The sequence below is a fragment of the Agrobacterium vacciniicorymbosi genome (genome assembly GCF_040427045.1).
Classification (GTDB): domain Bacteria; phylum Pseudomonadota; class Alphaproteobacteria; order Rhizobiales; family Rhizobiaceae; genus Agrobacterium.
This window is the reverse complement of the sequence record NZ_JBETMF010000003.1, coordinates 20,405-37,535: the sequence shown is the minus strand read 5'-3', so window position 1 is coordinate 37,535 and position 17,131 is coordinate 20,405. Positions and strand designations below refer to the sequence as shown.

Sequence of the window (17,131 nt, the reverse complement as noted above, 5' to 3'; positions counted from 1 at the left end):
TTAAGGCATGCGCCCGTAGAGTTTGGCAACTTCGGGGAAAAGGTATCAGGCCAAAATGGTCGATCACGCAAACAAGTCTGAACGGGAGGCCGGCGATCTGCTCGCAGGCCAGACGCGGCTTGTGTGGTACCATTCGCTTTTCTGGAAAATCAACGTCTTTCTCGTCTGTAGCGTGGTTCTCGCCTATGTCATGGGCGCGACAATCGGCTGGGTCATGGTGGAGCGGGATTCGCTTGAGCAATGGCGTCGGCAGGCAGAGCTGAATGCCCAGGTGACCAGCTCTACCATCCGCACCATCTATACCTTCATCGCCATCGATAGCGCCGATGACGGGCAGATCACCAAGATCATCAGCGAGCGCCCCTTGGGCGACGATGCGTCGATATTGGACACCGGCTTCAACCCCTCCGATGTTTTGGGGCTGGCCGCCGCGCAGACCAAGAACAATATCTGGCTGTTTCAGAAGGCCAGTGATGACAGGCACTTCATCAGTTCCGCTGAAGCGCTCGGATCGAATGACGGCACAGGTCTTTCGCTTCCCGAATATGCCGAACCTCTTCAGTTCTTCACCGGGTTTGCTGAGGTCGGAAGTATTCGTCACTTCATTGCCTATGTCCCAGTCGTCAATTTGAAGGGCGAGTTGCAAGGCGCGCTGGTGACGACAATCGGCGAGGCAGAGGCCCTTCAAGAAAGCCAGAGCAAGCTTCTGCGCAATTCCTTTGTCCTGCTGTTGACCATTCTGATTTTGACGGGCGCAGCCGTTACCCTCATCATGCGCAAGGTTTTCAAGCCGGTTCCGGCCCTTGTCAGCGCACTCAGCCGCATTGCCCGCGATGACACGCGCTCGGTCACGCCCTTCCAGAACCGCAACGACGAGATCGGCCATTTTGCCGTGGCAATCGAAACGCTTCGCGAGGCGGTTGTCGAGCGCGAGCATTTGCGGCAGGTGCGGGATGTGGCGAAACACATGGAGCATCTTGCCCATCACGATGCTCTGACCGGTCTTCCGAACCGCACATTCTTCGGCAAGAAGCTCGAGGACATGATTGCCCAGATGGGCGAGGGGGGGCACCGTTTCAACATCATGCTGCTGGACCTTGACCGGTTCAAGTCGATCAATGACGGGTTGGGGCACGCCAGTGGCGATGCGCTGCTGGTCTCTTTCGCGGAACGCCTGCTGCTGCTGATGAAGCCAGGCGATATTGCCGCGCGTCTGGGCGGCGACGAATTCGCCATTCTTCAGGTCGTACGCAAGGATTCGCTGGTCGAAGCCAGCAAACTCGCCGCCAGTATCATCCGCTCCGTTGCGCGGCCCTTCATCTTGCTGGGACGCGAAGTGTCCGTCGGCACCAGCATCGGTATTTGCACCGAAACCTGTCTTGAGGTCGAAAGCTCGGAGCTTCTCAAGAAAGCGGATATCGCGCTCTATGCGGCGAAATCCGAGGGGCGGGGAACCTTCCGGTTCTTCAAACAGGGCATGGAAATGTCCGGCGAACGCGGCCACGTCTTGCAGCATGATCTGGATGCCGCGCTGCGTGATGGCGAATTCGAACTGCATTACCAGCCGATCTTTTCCGTGCTGACATCTGAACCGGTGGGTTTCGAAGCACTGCTGAGATGGCGCCATCCAAAACTCGGCTGGGTGTCTCCCGCCGACTTTATTCCCGTTGCCGAAAAGACCGGACAGATCGTGGCGATTGGCGAATGGGTTTTGAACAGGGCCTGCGCGGACGCCAAGTTGCTGCCGCCGGAGACTTTCGTTGCCGTCAACGTCTCTCCCGTCCAGCTTCAGCAGGGCAGTTTTCTCAAAAACGTCAAATCAGCCTTGGCGATCCATGGTGTACCAGCCAGACGTCTCGAACTGGAATTGACCGAAAGCGTCCAGATTTGCGCGCTGGAATGTCAGGAAACGCTCGAAAGCCTCCGCGCTCTTGGCGTCGGCATAGCGCTGGATGATTTTGGCACGGGCTATTCCGGCATCAGCTATCTGATGACGCTACCGGTGACCAAGATTAAAATCGACCGCAGTTTTGTCATGAATATCGAAGAGCGAGCCGATAGCCGGGCGGTTGTCACAAACCTGCTTCAGCTGGCCAAAAGCCTCGGGCTTGAGACGACCGCCGAGGGAATCGAGACCGAAAACCAACTCCAGTTCCTGCGGTCATCCAGCTGTGGGCTGGGGCAGGGATATCATCTCGGACGTCCCGCAAAGATCGAAGACATCCAGCATATTTATCAGGATTTCTACCCCCGGAAGGTTTCATCGCTAGGAGCGTGAAGACATGCGATATCCTCAGTTTTGGTGCGTGAATAACAGGTTTCTAAAAGCTTTTGCCGGCGGCATTTTATCCGTCGCCCTCGGTCTTCAAATTCTGTCCGTGTCTTCATCGGTCGCCCATGCCGAGGACGAGGGCACGTTGGCTAAAATTGCCCGGACGAAAACCATCTCCATCGGCTACCGCGAGGATGAGGTGCCGTTTGCCTTTGTAACGGGCAATAGCGGCGCAATCGGCTATTCGGTCGAGCTTTGCAATCTCATTGCAGAACATGTGCGAACCGAGCTGAAACTGGACAAGATCGACATCAACTATGTCGTTGCCACGCCCGCTACGCGGTTTTTGCTGGTCAAAACCAGAAAAATCGACCTCGAATGTAGCGCCACGACCAACAATGCCGAGCGCCGCGAGCAGGTGGCATTTTCCTATCCGCATTTCATCACGGCCACGCGGTTTGTAGCGAAAAAATCAAGCGCGCTGACGAGCATCAAAGATCTCGCAGGTCGGACCGTGGCGTCCACCACCGGCACGGTCAATATCGAGCAGTTGCAGAACCTCAACCGTGCCAACAAGCTCAACATTTCCGTGCTTCTGGCGAAGCTGAATTCTGATGGTTTTTCCTTCGTGGAAAACGATAAGGCATCTGCCTTCGTCATGGATGGCGTGTTGCTTGCGGCGCAGGTCGCCTTTTCCAAGTCGCCCAATGATTACATGATTTCGTCTGAAACATTTGGCCCGCCGGAGCCTTACGGCATCATGATGCCGAAGAACGATGCGGACTTCCACAAGGTCGTGAATGACGCGCTCCGCAATATATTCGTCAGCGGTGACATCAACCGCATCTATGACAAATGGTTCATGACGCCGCTACCGCCGGACGGGCGCAATTTCAATCTTCCCATGTCCGCAGAGCTTCAGGCTGCGTTTCGTGATCCGAAGGAATATCTGCAATGAAGCACCGTCTTTCAAAACGTCTCGTGCTTCCAATGGCGCTGGTGTTGCTATCTGCCGGTATTGCCTCGGCCCAGTTCACCACACCGACGTTAGAGCGCATTAAGGAAACGGGTAAAATCCGGATCGGCTACGGCGTCACGCCGCCATTTTCCTTCACTGCTCCCGATGGTCAGATCATGGGCTATTCCATCGATCTCTGCAGCAAAGTGACGGAAAAGCTGAGAGAGCGGCTGAAAATGGACAAGATCGAGATCGAGTTCGTTTCACGCACGCCCAGCAATCGCGTTCAGTTGCTCAATGAAGGGAATATGGACATCGAATGCAACGGCAGCACCAATACGGTGGAGAGACGAAAAAGCGCGATTTTCTCCCTCAGCCATTTTTTTGGCGCAACGCGTTACGTTTCTCTGGCGAAAAACAAGCTGAATACTTTGGGCGATCTGAAAGGTCGCTCTGTCAGCGTGGCACTCGGCACCGTCAATGTGAGTGACATAAACGAGGCCAACCGCGCGAAAAAGCTCAATGTCTCCGTGGTGCCCGTAGATTCGTTGCAGGCCGCTTTCGATATGGTCACCGAGGGCCGAGTCTCCGCCTTCGCCATGGACGAAGTCCTTTTGAGCGCGATGATTGGCCAGTCCAAAAATCCCGCCGAATACCATATCTCGAACGAGAAAGTGACGGATTCCCAGCCCTATGGTTTCATGATGCGGCTGAACGACACCGAATTTGCGGCAGCTGTAAACGAGGCTTTGAAGGAGATTTACACCAGCCCGGAGATGGCCGAGATCTACAAACGCTGGTTCGAAAGCCCCATCCCCGGAATAGGTATGAGCCTTAATCTGCCGATGAGCGATGACTTGAAGAAAGCTTTGGCAAATCCCACCCCGATACAATGAGCTGACAGCAATAGGTCACTCGTTATAATGCAAAAGCGCCAGACAATCGCTTGATCGTCTGGCGCTATTTTTGTGGTAATGAGCCTCGTTGACGATCAAACGCGTTCCAGAGCGATGGCGATACCCTGGCCCACACCGATGCACATGGTGGCCAGCGCCTTGCTCTTGCCGGTCAGCGAAAGCTCCAGCGCTGCCGTGCCAGCTATGCGCGCCCCGCTCATGCCGAGCGGATGGCCGAGCGCAATCGCGCCGCCATTGATGTTAGCGCGTGGATCGTCGTCCGCTATGCCGAGCTGTCGCAGCGTTGCCAGACCCTGCGAGGCAAAGGCCTCGTTCAGTTCGATCACATCGAGGGCGTCCGCCTTGATGCCAAGACGGGCAAGAAGCTTCTTGGAGGCAGGTGCGGGGCCGATACCCATGACACGGGGCGGAACGCCAGCCGTCGCGCCGCCCAGAATGCGGGCGATTGGTGTCAGGCCGTATTTCTTTGCCGCTGCCGCAGAGGCGATGATGAGCGCTGCCGCACCGTCATTGACGCCGGAGGCGTTGCCTGCCGTGACGGTTGCGCCATCCATACGGTTGACTGGCTTTAGCTTCGCCAGTGCTTCCAGGCTGGTTTCACGCGGATGCTCATCCTTGGAAACGAGGACGGGATCGCCCTTGCGCTGGGGGATGCTGACCGGCACGATTTCCTTTGCGAGCCTGCCACTGGCCTGCGCCTGCGCCGCCTTCTGCTGGCTGCGCACTGCAAAAGCGTCCTGATCTTCGCGGGACACTTCATAGTCGATGGCGACATTGTCGCCGGTTTCCGGCATGGAATGGACGCCGTAAAATGCTTTCATTGCCGGGTTGACGAAGCGCCAGCCGATGGTGGTGTCGTAAATTTCGGCGTTGCGTGAGAACGCAGAATCCGCCTTGGGCATCACGAAGGGCGCGCGGCTCATGCTTTCCACGCCACCGGCGATCATCAGTTCCGCTTCGCCGGATTTGATGGCGCGGGCGGCGGTGATGACGGCATCCATGCCGGAACCGCAAAGGCGGTTGATGGTCGTTCCCGTAACAGAAACCGGCAGTCCGGCGAGCAGCAGAGACATTCGCGCGACATTGCGGTTGTCTTCACCAGCTTGGTTGGCGCAGCCGAAAATCACGTCGTCCACAGCTTCCCAATCGACGGATGCGTTACGCTCCATCAGCGTTTTCAAAGGAACCGCGCCGAGATCATCCGCACGCACGGAAGATAGTGCACCGCCGAAGCGAGCAATGGGAGTGCGAATATAATCGCAGATAAAAACGTCAGTCATGTCAGGTGCCTCACAGTTCTGGAGCAACGAGATCGGCCACGGGGCCATCGATGTGTAGCTTGGCACCGGTCATGGCTTGCAGGTCTTCGATGCTCATGGCTGGTAGCTTTTCCCGCAGCACGAAGTGACCATCCACCACGTCCACTACGGCGTGGCTGGTGTAGATGCGGGTAATGCAGCCGACTCCGGTCAGCGGAAATGCGCATGTATCGACGAGTTTTGGTTCACCCTTCTTCGTCACATGTTCGGTGATGACGAAGACCTGTTTTGCACCATGCACGAGGTCCATGGCGCCACCTACGGCAGGTACACCCTTGGAGCCGACACGCCAGTTGGCGAGATCGCCATTCTGCGCGACCTGATAGGCACCGAGAATGGCGACATCCAGATGACCGCCACGCACCATTGCGAAACTATCCGCGTGATGGAAAAACGCGGCACCCGGCTTTAGCGTGACAGCCTTCTTGCCCGCATTGATCAGATCCCAATCCTCTTCGCCTTCCGGCGGAGCCTCACCGAAGTTGAGAATGCCGTTTTCAGTATGAAAGATCGCTTCGCGACCGGGCGGCTGGTAACGCGCGACCATTTCCGGAAAACCGATGCCCAGATTCACATAGGCACCATCGGCTATGTCCTGCGCTGCGCGCCAAGCAATCTGGGCGTTGGAGAGCTTGATGTCTTCGAATGTGTTGAGAGCTTGAGTATCGGTCATACGTAGGCCACTCCTGCACGGATCAGGGCTTCTTCCTGTTGCGGATTATCGATTTCGACAACGCCATTGACGAATATTCCAGGCGTTACGACTTGTTCCGGGTCGATCTCGCCGGCGGGAACGAGCTTTGAGACCTGGGCGATGGTGGTCGCTGCCGCCATGCACATCAGCGGATTGAAGTTGCGGCCAGCTTTGCTGTAGGTCAGGTTTCCATGGGTGTCGCCCAGATGCGCCTTGACGATAGCGAAATCCGCTTTTAGCCAACGTTCCTGCACGTAATGACGTCCATCGAACTCCGCAGTCGGCTTGCCATTGGCGAGCTCGGTTCCGTAGGCCGTTGGTGTGTAAAAGGCTGGAATGCCCGCGCCACCCGCGCGTATACGTTCCGCCAGCGTGCCCTGCGGTACCAGTTCCAGTTCGATTTCACCTGCCAGATAACGATCCGTGAAGGCGCGAGGATCGGAGGAGCGTGGGAAAGAGCAGATCATCTTTCGCACCATGCCCGCATCGATCATGGCCGCAATCCCGATACGTCCGTTGCCGGCATTGTTGTTGATGACGGTGAGGTTTTTCGAGCCTTTGTCGATCAGCGCGTGGATCAGTTCAATCGGCGCGCCGGAACCGCCGAAGCCGCCTATCATGATCGTCGCGCCGTCACCGATGGCGGAGACCGCCTCAGCCGCGCTGTTGATTGTTTTGTCCATGCAATGCCTCCTCGACGGTCGTAGCTGTGCCGTTACGTTGGCCAAGAGGTAAAGCCGAAACCATCTCGACTGCAATCATTTTGTGCGTTATATGATTTTTGTTCGTATATCGCACAAATGGATGATGACATGGCGAGCGAGAGAGATTTGATGGGCGGGCTCGCAAAGGGCTTGAAGGTCATCGAGGCATTCAGCGCAGACCATCCCCGGCTGTCGATTTCGCAAGCCGCAGACATTGCCGGTCTGGATCGCGCAACGACCCGTCGATGCCTGCTGACACTTTCCGAACTGGGCTATGCCGCCTATGACGGGAAATATTTCACGGTAACTCCAAAGGTCTTGCGGCTTGGCACCGGCTGTCTGGCCACCATGCCCTTGCCGCGCATCGTCCAGCCTTTGCTGGACCAACTCTCCGAAAGAATCGGGCAAAGCACATCCGTCTCCATTCTGGATGAAACCGAAATCGTCTATGTTGCACGCGCTGCCCAAAGACGGGTCATGTCCATCGCCCTCATGCCGGGTTCCCGCCTTCCCGCCTACTGCACCTCCATGGGGCGCGTCGCTCTGGCAGCGCTTGTTGTTGAGGAGCGTCGTCGAATTCTCACGATGTCCCACTTTGAAGCCAGAACCCCGCGGACGATCACGGATATCGAAGTGCTGATGGCGGAACTGGAAGCGACCAGCATCAGAGGCTTTGCGCTGATCGATCAGGAAGTGGAGATGGGTTTGCGTTCCATTGCCGTGCCGCTCAGGAATGTTCGCCGTCAGACGGTCGCCGCGCTTAATGTCGGGGTGCCTGCAACAGCTGCTTCTATGGAGGAGCTGGTGGAGAACTATCTTCCAGCGCTGCTGGGTGTTCAGTCCGAACTCGGCAGAATGCTGGTTTAAAGGAAAGCTTATTGAGGTTGTCTTGACCCAAGCGCCGCCGCCGTCTCCCGGATGATTTGCATGAGCAGCAAAAGCGGCAGGGAAGGCTGTGTATCGGCGCGCATGGTCAGGCCCACCGGGCCGCTGGTATCTGATGTGTCCAGCGGCAGCACGGCAAGCGTCCCATCGGCAATATCGGCTGCGACGACGCCCTCGGAAATGATCCAAACCGCATCGCTGGTCCGCAAGAAGGCTCTGCCGAAGGCGTCGGAGACTGTTTCGATGCGCGTCGGCAGGGGCGAGACCCCATGCGCCAGCAGAAACTGATCGACAACCGGGCCGATGACGGAATTACGGGTTGGTGTCAGCACGGGAAACGCGTGAAGTCGCTCGAAGATCGAATTGGTTTCCGCCAGCAGAGGGTGGTTGGCACGCACGACGAAACGGACCTTTTCTGAGTAGAGATGCTCGAAGGAAAATCCGGTCATTTTTTCTGGCGTGGCAAGGCGACCGACAACGAGGTCGAGATCGCCCACACGCAGTTGCTCCAGCAACACGGCGTTGTCTCCGGTGACGATCTTGACCGTGCTGCCAGTTTCTTCCTTCAGAAAACTGTTCATGGCTTTTGGCATGATGCTGACGGAGACGGTCGGCAGCGCGCCGATCCTCACCGGCGTCCCGGCTTTCGTCGCATCCTGCGATACCGAATCCACCGCTTGTCGCAAGGCCGTCATCGTTGCGCCCGCGTGCTTGAGAAACACCTCGCCGTAGCGGCTGAGTTTTATGCCGCGCCCATCGCGCTCAAACAGCGAGACGCCTAGGACCTCTTCCAATTCCCGAACGGTTTTGGTGACGGCAGGCTGGCTGACGCGCAAGATGGTGGCTGCTCGCACGACGCTTTTCTGGCGTGCGATTTCCACGAAGGTCTGGATATGGCGAAATTTGATCCTTGGATCGATCATTTCTCATAATCTATTGGTTATGAATAATCTCAATAAACTTATTTTACTTAACCAATTCGATCTTGCAATATCGCTGGCAGGAGGAATGTGACCATGCAATTTTTGCTGTCCGGCTCGCGGGCTATTCACTATCAGGCGGCCGGTCTCGACGAGGCAAAGCCGGTTATCGTTTTCATCAACTCGCTGGGCACGGATTTCCGTATCTGGAACGCGGTGATGGCGGCGCTGGGTGATGGGTACGCCTATGTCCTTCATGACAAGCGCGGCCACGGGCTTTCCGACACCGGAAATGCGCCGTACACGATTGACGACCACGTCGATGATCTGGAAGCGCTGCTGGATCACCTCTCCATCAAGAAGGCGGTTATCTGGGGTCTGTCGGTCGGTGGATTGATTGCGCAGGGCCTTTACGCCCGTCGCCCGGATCTCGTCGCGGCCTTGATCCTCAGTAATACGGCTCACAAGATCGGCTCTGCGGATATGTGGAATGACCGCATCGGCAAGATCGAGCACGATGGTATCGCGCCGCTGGTCGATGGCGTCATGGAGCGGTGGTTTACAGCTGCATTCCGCAAGTCGGACAATGCGGATTATCTCGGTGCGCGAACCATGCTCGCCCGTCAGGATGCAGCGGGATATGCCGGAACCTGCGCCGCCATTCGCGATGCCGATTTCACCGCGCTTGCCCCCAGAATCACAGTTCCCACACTGTGCATTGCTGGTGATGGCGATGGATCGACGCCGCCGGATCTGGTCGCTGCGCTGTCGGCACTTATTCCCGGCAGTCGCCTTAGCACCATAAAAGACTGCGGACACATACCCTGCCTTGAGCAGCCAGAAGCCTATGCAGCCGCTGCCGAGACTTTTCTCAAATCCCTGCCGGAGCTTTGACCATGGCTGATGACGAAAAGACGAACAGGTTCGAAGACGGGATGAAGACCCGTCGCGAAGTGCTTGGAAACCCCCATGTGGATCGTGCGCAGGCGGCGTCCACACCGTTCGACCAGCCCTTTCAGCGCTTGATCACGGAATCGGCCTGGGGCACGGTGTGGTCTGGCACGCACTGGACCAAGCGGGAGCGCTCCATGGTGACGATAGCGCTGCTTGCCGCGCTGGGTCAGGATGAGGAAGTGGCCATGCATGTGCGCGCCACTGCCAATACAGGCGCGACGGAGGAAGACATTCGCGAAGCGCTGATGCATGTGGCAATTTACGCTGGCGTTCCAGCCGCCAACCATGCTTTCAAGATTGCGAAGGCCACGCTTGCCGAAATGCGGGCTGCGTCTTCTCGTGAGGAGGAAAAGAAATGACGAATACACCGCCCGAAACCGGACCCTTCTTTGCCAGAGACCTCAGCATTCATCCGCCCGCATTTGCGCCGGGATATAAGACCTCGGTCCTGCGTTCGCCGCAGCGCGCGCTGATTTCGCTGGAAGGCACCAGAAGCGAGATCACCGGTCCGGTCTTTGGCCACAGCATGCTTAACCCGCTGGATAACGACCTGATCCTCAACTATGCCAAGCCCGGTGAAATGCCGATCGGCCCGCGCATTCTGGTGCATGGTCACGTTCTGGATGAACGTGGCCGGGGTGTCGATGGTGCGCTGGTAGAGTTCTGGCAGGCCAATGCGGGTGGGCGTTACCTGCACAAGAAGGAAACCTATCTCGCGCCGGTCGATCCGAATTTCGGCGGCGTTGGACGCACGATTACCGATGCGGATGGCTATTACTGGTTCAAGACGATCCAGCCCGGTGCCTATCCATGGCCCAATGGCGTAAATGACTGGCGCCCGGCGCATATCCACTTTTCCGTCTTCGGCCACGGCTTTGCCCAGCGACTGATTACCCAGATGTATTTCGAAGGCGATCCGATGATCTGGCAATGTCCAATCGTCAAGACCATTCCGGACAAAGCGGCCATCGAGCGGCTGGTTGCGGCGCTCGACATGACCTCGGCGATCCCGATGGATATGCGTGCCTATAAGTTTGATATCGTGCTGCGCGGACGCCGCTCCACCCTGTTTGAAAACCGCATGGAGGGCAATTGAGATGGTTCAGCCGCTTTATTACTTCAAGGAAAGCGCGTCCCAGACAGCAGGTCCATATGTCCATATTGGCTGCACGCCCAATTTCGTCGGCATTGAAGGCGTCTTTGCCGAGGACCTCGGTTCCGCTGCGCTTTATAATGACAACGCCAGGGGCGAGCGTATCACCATTCGCGGCACGGTTTACGATGGCGGCGGCAATGCGCTGAAAGACGCGCTGATCGAAATCTGGCAGGCGGATGCCGAAGGGCTTTATAACAGCCCCAGCGAAACACGCGGCACGGCTGATCCAAATTTCTCCGGCTTTGGCCGCTCGCCTGGCAGCATGGATACGGGTGAATTCGTTTTCGAGACCATCAAGCCCGGCAAGGTACCGTTCAAGGACGGTCGCTGGATGGCCCCGCACATCACGTTCTGGATTGTCGCGCGCGGCATCAATATCGGTCTACACACCCGCATGTATTTCCCGGAAGAAGGCGATGCGAATGCGAGCGACCCGGTTCTGGCCCGTGTTGAACACAAGCCACGCCTTGCAACCTTGATCGCAAAGAAGGAAGAAGGAAGCACCTATCGTTTCGACATCCATCTTCAGGGTGACAGCGAAACGGTTTTCTTCGACATTTGAGATCAAAATGAGCTTTTCCCCTTTTGAACATCCTGTCCTCGGCGGTCTTTTCGGTGATGCGGAAATAGCAGCGCTATTTTCCGCGGAAACCGATATCGCCGCTATGCTGCGGTTTGAAACCGCGCTAGCGGCGGCGCAGGCTGCGACGGGCATTATTTCAGACGGGGAAGCCACAAGCATTTCGCAAGGTCTCGCAACGGCCTCGGCCGATTATGCCGCCCTGCGGGATGGCGTGGCAAAGGACGGTGTCGTCATACCGGAACTGGTGCGCCAGTTGCGCGCAGCGGTGGGCGGCGAGGCTGCTACCAAAGTACATCTCGGCGCGACGAGCCAGGATGTGATCGATACGAGCCTCATGCTGCGCCTGAAGTCCGCGGCCTTCATCATCGGCACGCGGCTGTCCTCCTGCATTTCGGGTTTGGAAAATCTCACCAAGCGCGATGGTTCAAAACCCCTCATGGGATACACCCGCATGCAGGCCGCCATTCACATTACGGTCGCAGACCGGGTGGCAAGCTGGCAAAAGCCGCTCTACCGTCATGAAGAACGCCTCCATACCCTGCTGGAAAAGGGCTTTTCCCTTCAATTTGGTGGCGCTGCGGGTACATTGGAGAAATTCGGAGACAAGGCATCGGACCTGCGCACCGAACTGGCAAAGAGGCTTGACCTTGCCGATATCTCGCAGTGGCATAGCCAGCGCGATGGCATTGCCGATTTCGGGCATTTCCTGTCACTCATCACCGGCTCTCTCGGAAAGTTTGGGCAGGATGTTGCCCTGCTTGCTGAGCTGGGGCACGGCATTCGTCTCTCCGGTGGCGGCGGTTCGTCTGCCATGCCACACAAGCAAAATCCTATCGTAGCGGAAACGCTGGTGGCGTTAGCGCGTTTCAATGCGGTGCAGGTCTCAGCACTGCATCAGGCAATGGTGCATGAGCAGGAACGATCCGGTGCCGCGTGGATGCTGGAATGGCTGATCCTGCCGCAAATGGTCGCCGCAACCGGCGCCGCGCTTCTGTCAGCCGAGCGCCTGATTCAGCAGATCGAAGCGCTGGGCGACTGATCGTTCTCTTCTATTCCGTCCTGCTTTTTTAGGAACCATTGTCCAGGGGGCACGTTCACTTGGCAGGAGAGCTGCTGTGTCACACGAACATAACGATGCCTGACGACGTCAGGATTTTTTTGTTTTGTTCTGAAGGCCAACGAAACAGCAGCCGAGCTTTTTACCCATCCGGGGCTCTCCGATATGATCACTCCCGCCAAGGAGAAAAGCGATGGAAAAGACCGAAACGCGAAAGCTTGCGGAAGAATACATGCTCCTCGGCGGAACCCGTCAGGTGATGATAGACGATAACAAGACCTTCGTCCGCCAATACGACACAGAGCCGGAAGAAGCAGAACGCTTCTGGCAGGACCGTATAGCGGTACTGGAAAAGGCAAGACGTGACGATGTCGAGTTTTTCTTGCCATCCGTCAATTCAGACGAAGCCAACTGAGCTTCGCACACCAATCTAGCAAAGGAGAAAGCCATGACAGCTATCAACGCTGCTAAAATCGTGATTCTTGCAACGGACGGATATGAACGTTCCGAGTTGCGGGTGCCTTATGAAGAGTTGAACGGGTGCCTTATGAAGAGTTGAAAAAGAAGGGTGCCGACGTCAAAATCGCATCTCTCGAAAACGGCGAAATCAAAAGCTGGGATGAGAAGAACTGGGGCGATAGCATCAAGGTCGATATTCTCGCCAAGGATGTCCGCGTGGAAGATTTCGACGCACTGGTTCTCCCAGGCGGTCAGATCAACCCTGACATTTTGCGCGCCAGCGATGATGCCATGCGCGTCGTCAAAGAATTCGTCAAATCCGGCAAGGTCGTCGCCGCCATCTGCCACGCACCATGGCTTCTCATCGAAGCCGATGCCGTAAAGGGCCGTCAGGTTACCTCCTACGGTTCGATAAAGACTGACGTCAAGAATGCCGGTGGCATCTGGAAGGACGAGAAGGTCGTAACCGATAAGGGCATTATCACCTCACGCTCGCCAGATGACCTTGAAGCCTTTGTCGGCAAGATTGTCGAAGAGGTCGAAGAAGGTCGCCACGAGCGACGCGCAGCCTGATAGGTTTTGATTTTTGGAGCCGCCATGAAAATGGCGGCTCTTTTTTATGGATATTTGGCCCAACGCGGTGGGCGCTTTTCCAGAAAAGCAGAGATACCTTCTCTGGCCTCATCACTTTCCCAGGAGTCTGCGAGCGCCTGAACGCTGGCATCGATCACTGCATCATCGATTTTCATCGACAGGCTGCGGGCCAACGCCTTAGCGCGCCCAACGGCTTGCGGGGCTACCTTCAGATACGGGGCAACTTCGAATTCCACCGCCTCATCCAGATCGGACACCGGTACGGCTGCTTTGATCAGTCCGAGATATGCAGCTTCCGCGGCGTCGAATAGTCTTGCTGACATAAAGACGCGGCGCGCGAAGCCTTCACCGATCCGTGCCAGAACATAAGGGCCGATGGTGGCGGGGATGATGCCGAGCTTTGTTTCGGTCAGGCCGAACTTTGTTTCGTCAGCGGCAATCACGACATCGCAGATGCACGCCAGGCCTATGCCGCCGCCAAAGGCTGCGCCGTGAACCTTGCCGATAAGGGGCGCGCGAAGTTCGTTCAGCGCGCGCAACATTTCCGCCAGTTTTCTCGCCTCGCGCATCCGGGCTTCACGGTCAGCCTCGATCTGCGCCATCATCCATGAGAGATCGCCACCCGCGCAGAAAAGCTGACCGTTTCCGGCGAGAATGATCGCCCGGATATTATCATCGGCATTGGCCTTAGCCGCAAAATCCGACAGCTCCGCAATCATCGTCGCCGTCATGGCGTTGCGCTTATCTGGCCGGTTCAGCGTAAGGGAAACCACGCCGCGCTTATCTCTGGACACCTGCAATGTTTCATATTCCATGCGCGGCTCCTGTTATCTGGCGGGCGAAAGCGGCAGCGTTTTCCAGTGCTTGCATATCGACGCCCGTGTCATAGCCCAGCGCAGAAAGCCGGGCCACGGCGGCTTCCGTCGCGACATTGCCTTTGGCGCCCGGCGCATAGGGGCAGCCGCCAAGGCCCGCGACTGAACTGTCGAAGGTGCGGATGCCGAACTCCAGCGCATATTCTATATTGTCGAGGGCACGATGGTGCGTGTCGTGGAAATGCCCCGCCAGTCTTGCTGCATCGATGTGACGGCACAGCAAACGCAACAAACCCTCAAGCTTTTCCGGTGTTGCCGCCCCAATCGTATCGCCAAGGCTGATTTCGTAGCAGCCAAGCGCAAGAAGTGTCTCACTCACAGCAAGGACACTTTCGGCAGCAACAGCACCGTCATAAGGACAATCCGTAATACAGGAGACATAGCCGCGCACGGGGAGGCCGATGTCCTTTGCCGCTTGGAGAACCGGCTCGAAGCGCTCGATGCTGTCAGCAATCGAGCAGTTGATGTTCTTCTGGCTGAAGCCTTCCGATGCCGAGGCGAAGACCGCGATTTCATCCGCTCCGGCACTAACCGCCGCCTCAAGGCCTTTCAGGTTGGGGGTCAGCGCGGCATAGGTCACGCCGGTCTTGCGACGAATGCCCGCCAACACAACGGCAGCATCGGCCATTTGCGGTACCCATTTGGGGCCGACGAAGCTGGTGACCTCGATTTTTCGAAGGCCAGTCTGAGAGAGCCTATCGATCAGCGCGATCTTGTCGGCGGTGCTGATCATCGCCTTCTCGTTTTGAATCCCATCGCGCGGGCCGACTTCAAAGATCGTGACTTTATCAGCCATTCTCGGCCTCGAAGACGATAAGGATGTCTCCATGGCTGACCTGCTGGCCAGCTGTCGCGTTCAGTCCTGCGATGGTGCCATCACGCGGTGCGCTCAGCACATGCTCCATCTTCATGGCCTCCAGCACCATCAAGGCCTCGCCTTGCTGGACGGATTGACCTGCTGTGGCAAACACCTTCGTAACTAGCCCAGGCATGGGGGCGGCTATCATATTGCCACCCTCATCTTTCGCTACCGCTTGCGCCAGTGGATCGATCTTCGTCCAACTGAAGCAATGACCATCGATGAAGAGATGGGCCTTATCCTGCTGGGTAAACACGCGGAAGGTTTGACGATGACCAGCGTCCTCCACTGTCACGTCGTTCCCATTTCGCGTTACACGAAAATTGCCCGCTGCATTCTTCACGGCAGCGCCATCCACCAGCATGTCGATATGCTCGACATTTTCCTCTCGCATGAGTGATAGCTGCAAGCTGGATGAGCCCCAAATGCGAAAGCCGCGCAACACATCAAAAGGGTCTGATCCCGTGGGTTGATCGAGAAGGCCAGCGATGAGCAGAGCAGCAACGGCTGATCCATAAGCTGGGGGCTCCGGCCTTATGATCAGCTCTGGCAAATGCCGTGCGATCAACCCGGTATCGACATCGCCGGAGGCGAAACTGGCGTCGCGGGAAAGTGCGGTCAGGAACGCCAGATTGGTGACCGTCCCAGCGATCTCGGTTCCGCTCAGCGTGGCCGTCAGCTTTCGCAGTGCCGCGTCACGCGTCTCGCCATGCACGATGATTTTTGCGATCATCGGGTCGTACCACGGCGTGATCGTATCGCCGGAGCGCACGCCGCTATCGATGCGGATGGCCGCCCGCTCGAATTCTGCACCATTTGGAAAGCGCAGATGGTCCAGCTTTCCCGTGGCTGGCAAAAAGCCCTGCGCCGCGTCTTCCGCATAAAGTCGGGCCTCGAAGGCATGGCCGGTGATTGTTACGTCATCTTGCGAAAAGGGCAGGGGTTCCCCCGCCGCCACGCGCAATTGCAATTCCACGAAATCCAGCCCGGTAATGGCTTCCGAAACCGGATGCTCCACCTGAAGCCTCGTGTTCATCTCCATGAACCAGAAACCATCGATGCGTAGACCCTGGCTGCCATCGGCAATGAACTCGATGGTACCCGCACCGCGATAGCCAATCGTGCGGGCGGCTTCCACGGCTGCTGCACCCATGGCGGCGCGCACCTCTTCTGTCATGCCTGGCGCAGGTGCTTCTTCGATAACCTTCTGGTGGCGGCGCTGGAGTGAGCAATCCCGCTCGAAAAGGTGGACGACATTGCCGAAGGCATCGGCAAAAACCTGAATTTCAATGTGACGCGGCGAGGTTATGTATTTCTCGACCAGCACTGCGGCGTCGCCAAAACTTTTCGCGCCTTCACGCTGCGCGCTCCCCAGCGCCGAGAAAAAATCCTCCGGCCTTTCAACAAGTCGCATGCCCTTGCCGCCGCCGCCGGCGCGCGCCTTGATCAGCACCGGATAACCGATTTGCGCAGCCTTGTCCTTTAGAAAGGCGGCATCCTGCTCCGCACCATGATAGCCCGGCACCACAGGTACACCGGCTTTTTCCATCAATGCCTTTGCCGCATCTTTCAGCCCCATGGCGCGGATAGCGGTCGAGGGCGGGCCGATGAACACAAGCCCCGCCTTTTCGACAGCCTCTACGAAATCGGGGTTCTCAGACAGAAAACCGTAGCCGGGATGCAGCGCCTCCGCCCCCATTTTCAATGCGGCCTCGATGATTGCCGTTCCGTTCAGATAGCTCTCCGAAACCGCTGGCGGGCCGATCCGCACGGCTTCATCGGCAAGCTGCACATGTTTGGCCTGCGCATCCGCGTCGGAATAGACCGCGACTGTCCTGATGCCCATGCCCCGCGCCGTGGTTATGACCCGGCAGGCGATTTCTCCGCGATTGGCGATGAGTATTTTCTGAAACATCGCGCTCTCC

The 17,131-nt window shown here is 57.3% G+C and carries 17 protein-coding genes and 1 pseudogene; 11 read left to right on the top strand and 7 right to left on the bottom strand.

Features of this window, described 5'->3' with window-relative positions; genetic code table 11:
* Positions 1–55 precede the first annotated feature (55 nt).
* The 3 genes from ABUK73_RS06135 (at position 56) to ABUK73_RS06125 (ending at position 4,126) form a co-directional block, all read left to right on the top strand.
* Entirely contained in the window at positions 56–2,278 is a 2,223-nt protein-coding gene (locus tag ABUK73_RS06135) for an EAL domain-containing protein (RefSeq protein ID WP_353576498.1), read from the top strand.
* Positions 2,279–2,417: 139 nt separating this feature from the next.
* Positions 2,418–3,230, top strand: a complete 813-nt coding sequence (locus ABUK73_RS06130) for an amino acid ABC transporter substrate-binding protein (protein ID WP_353576497.1) — start codon at positions 2,418–2,420, stop codon at positions 3,228–3,230.
* Entirely contained in the window at positions 3,227–4,126 is a 900-nt protein-coding gene (locus ABUK73_RS06125; RefSeq protein ID WP_353576496.1) for an amino acid ABC transporter substrate-binding protein, read from the top strand. Before ABUK73_RS06130 ends, ABUK73_RS06125 begins: the two co-directional genes overlap by 4 nt.
* Before the next feature lie 95 nt (positions 4,127–4,221).
* On the opposite strand, the gene pcaF is transcribed toward ABUK73_RS06125, so the two are convergent.
* The 3 genes from pcaF to ABUK73_RS06110 are packed head-to-tail and all read right to left on the bottom strand — an operon-like array spanning position 4,222 to position 6,843.
* Positions 4,222–5,427 (bottom strand): 3-oxoadipyl-CoA thiolase, encoded by a 1,206-nt coding sequence (gene pcaF / locus ABUK73_RS06120; RefSeq protein ID WP_353576495.1) that lies wholly within the window; start codon positions 5,425–5,427, stop codon positions 4,222–4,224.
* Positions 5,428–5,437: 10 nt separating this feature from the next.
* On the bottom strand, positions 5,438–6,139 hold the full coding sequence (locus ABUK73_RS06115; protein ID WP_113089105.1) for a CoA transferase subunit B: 702 nt from the start codon (positions 6,137–6,139) through the stop codon (positions 5,438–5,440).
* Complete coding sequence (locus ABUK73_RS06110) at positions 6,136–6,843, bottom strand: 3-oxoacid CoA-transferase subunit A (protein ID WP_353576494.1); 708 nt, start codon at positions 6,841–6,843, stop codon at positions 6,136–6,138. Before ABUK73_RS06110 ends, ABUK73_RS06115 begins: the two co-directional genes overlap by 4 nt.
* Positions 6,844–6,972: 129 nt before the next feature.
* Between ABUK73_RS06110 and ABUK73_RS06105 the strand changes: the two genes are divergently transcribed.
* The gene (locus tag ABUK73_RS06105; protein ID WP_353576493.1) at positions 6,973–7,731 is read left to right on the top strand and encodes an IclR family transcriptional regulator domain-containing protein; all 759 of its coding nucleotides are present in this window, start codon (positions 6,973–6,975) and stop codon (positions 7,729–7,731) included.
* Between the two features lie 8 nt (positions 7,732–7,739).
* On the opposite strand, the gene pcaQ is transcribed toward ABUK73_RS06105, so the two are convergent.
* Positions 7,740–8,672, bottom strand: a complete 933-nt coding sequence (gene pcaQ, locus ABUK73_RS06100; RefSeq protein WP_353576492.1) for a pca operon transcription factor PcaQ — start codon at positions 8,670–8,672, stop codon at positions 7,740–7,742.
* Between the two features lie 93 nt (positions 8,673–8,765).
* Between pcaQ and pcaD the strand changes: the two genes are divergently transcribed.
* The 7 genes and pseudogenes from pcaD to ABUK73_RS06065 all read left to right on the top strand — a co-directional run bounded on the left by pcaD (position 8,766) and on the right by ABUK73_RS06065 (position 13,451).
* A complete protein-coding gene (gene pcaD / locus ABUK73_RS06095; protein WP_353576491.1) occupies positions 8,766–9,563 on the top strand; it encodes a 3-oxoadipate enol-lactonase in 798 nt (265 codons plus the stop codon).
* Between the two features lie 2 nt (positions 9,564–9,565).
* Positions 9,566–9,982 (top strand): 4-carboxymuconolactone decarboxylase, encoded by a 417-nt coding sequence (gene pcaC, locus ABUK73_RS06090; protein WP_353576490.1) that lies wholly within the window; start codon positions 9,566–9,568, stop codon positions 9,980–9,982.
* Positions 9,979–10,719, top strand: a complete 741-nt coding sequence (gene pcaH, locus ABUK73_RS06085) for a protocatechuate 3,4-dioxygenase subunit beta (protein ID WP_353576489.1) — start codon at positions 9,979–9,981, stop codon at positions 10,717–10,719. The genes pcaC and pcaH overlap by 4 nt, the downstream gene beginning before the upstream one ends.
* Before the next feature lies 1 nt (position 10,720).
* Positions 10,721–11,341, top strand: coding sequence for a protocatechuate 3,4-dioxygenase subunit alpha (gene pcaG, locus ABUK73_RS06080; protein WP_353576488.1), 621 nt, complete (start codon positions 10,721–10,723; stop codon positions 11,339–11,341).
* Positions 11,342–11,348: 7 nt separating this feature from the next.
* Positions 11,349–12,401, top strand: coding sequence for a 3-carboxy-cis,cis-muconate cycloisomerase (locus ABUK73_RS06075; RefSeq protein ID WP_353576487.1), 1,053 nt, complete (start codon positions 11,349–11,351; stop codon positions 12,399–12,401).
* 211 nt (positions 12,402–12,612) lie between these two features.
* A complete protein-coding gene (locus ABUK73_RS06070) occupies positions 12,613–12,834 on the top strand; it encodes a hypothetical protein (protein WP_113089114.1) in 222 nt (73 codons plus the stop codon).
* A gap of 33 nt (positions 12,835–12,867) precedes the next feature.
* Positions 12,868–13,451: pseudogene (locus tag ABUK73_RS06065) on the top strand (DJ-1/PfpI/YhbO family deglycase/protease).
* 44 nt (positions 13,452–13,495) lie between these two features.
* On the opposite strand, the gene ABUK73_RS06060 reads toward ABUK73_RS06065, so the two are convergent.
* From ABUK73_RS06060 to ABUK73_RS06050, 3 genes are read right to left on the bottom strand one after another with little or no spacing between them, the layout of a single operon-like run.
* Positions 13,496–14,287: a crotonase/enoyl-CoA hydratase family protein gene (locus ABUK73_RS06060; RefSeq protein ID WP_353576486.1), complete on the bottom strand. Its 792-nt coding sequence runs from the start codon at positions 14,285–14,287 to the stop codon at positions 13,496–13,498.
* Positions 14,277–15,143, bottom strand: a complete 867-nt coding sequence (locus ABUK73_RS06055; protein WP_353576485.1) for a hydroxymethylglutaryl-CoA lyase — start codon at positions 15,141–15,143, stop codon at positions 14,277–14,279. Before ABUK73_RS06055 ends, ABUK73_RS06060 begins: the two co-directional genes overlap by 11 nt.
* Entirely contained in the window at positions 15,136–17,121 is a 1,986-nt protein-coding gene (locus ABUK73_RS06050; RefSeq protein ID WP_353576484.1) for an acetyl/propionyl/methylcrotonyl-CoA carboxylase subunit alpha, read from the bottom strand. Before ABUK73_RS06050 ends, ABUK73_RS06055 begins: the two co-directional genes overlap by 8 nt.
* Positions 17,122–17,131: the final 10 nt, after the last annotated feature.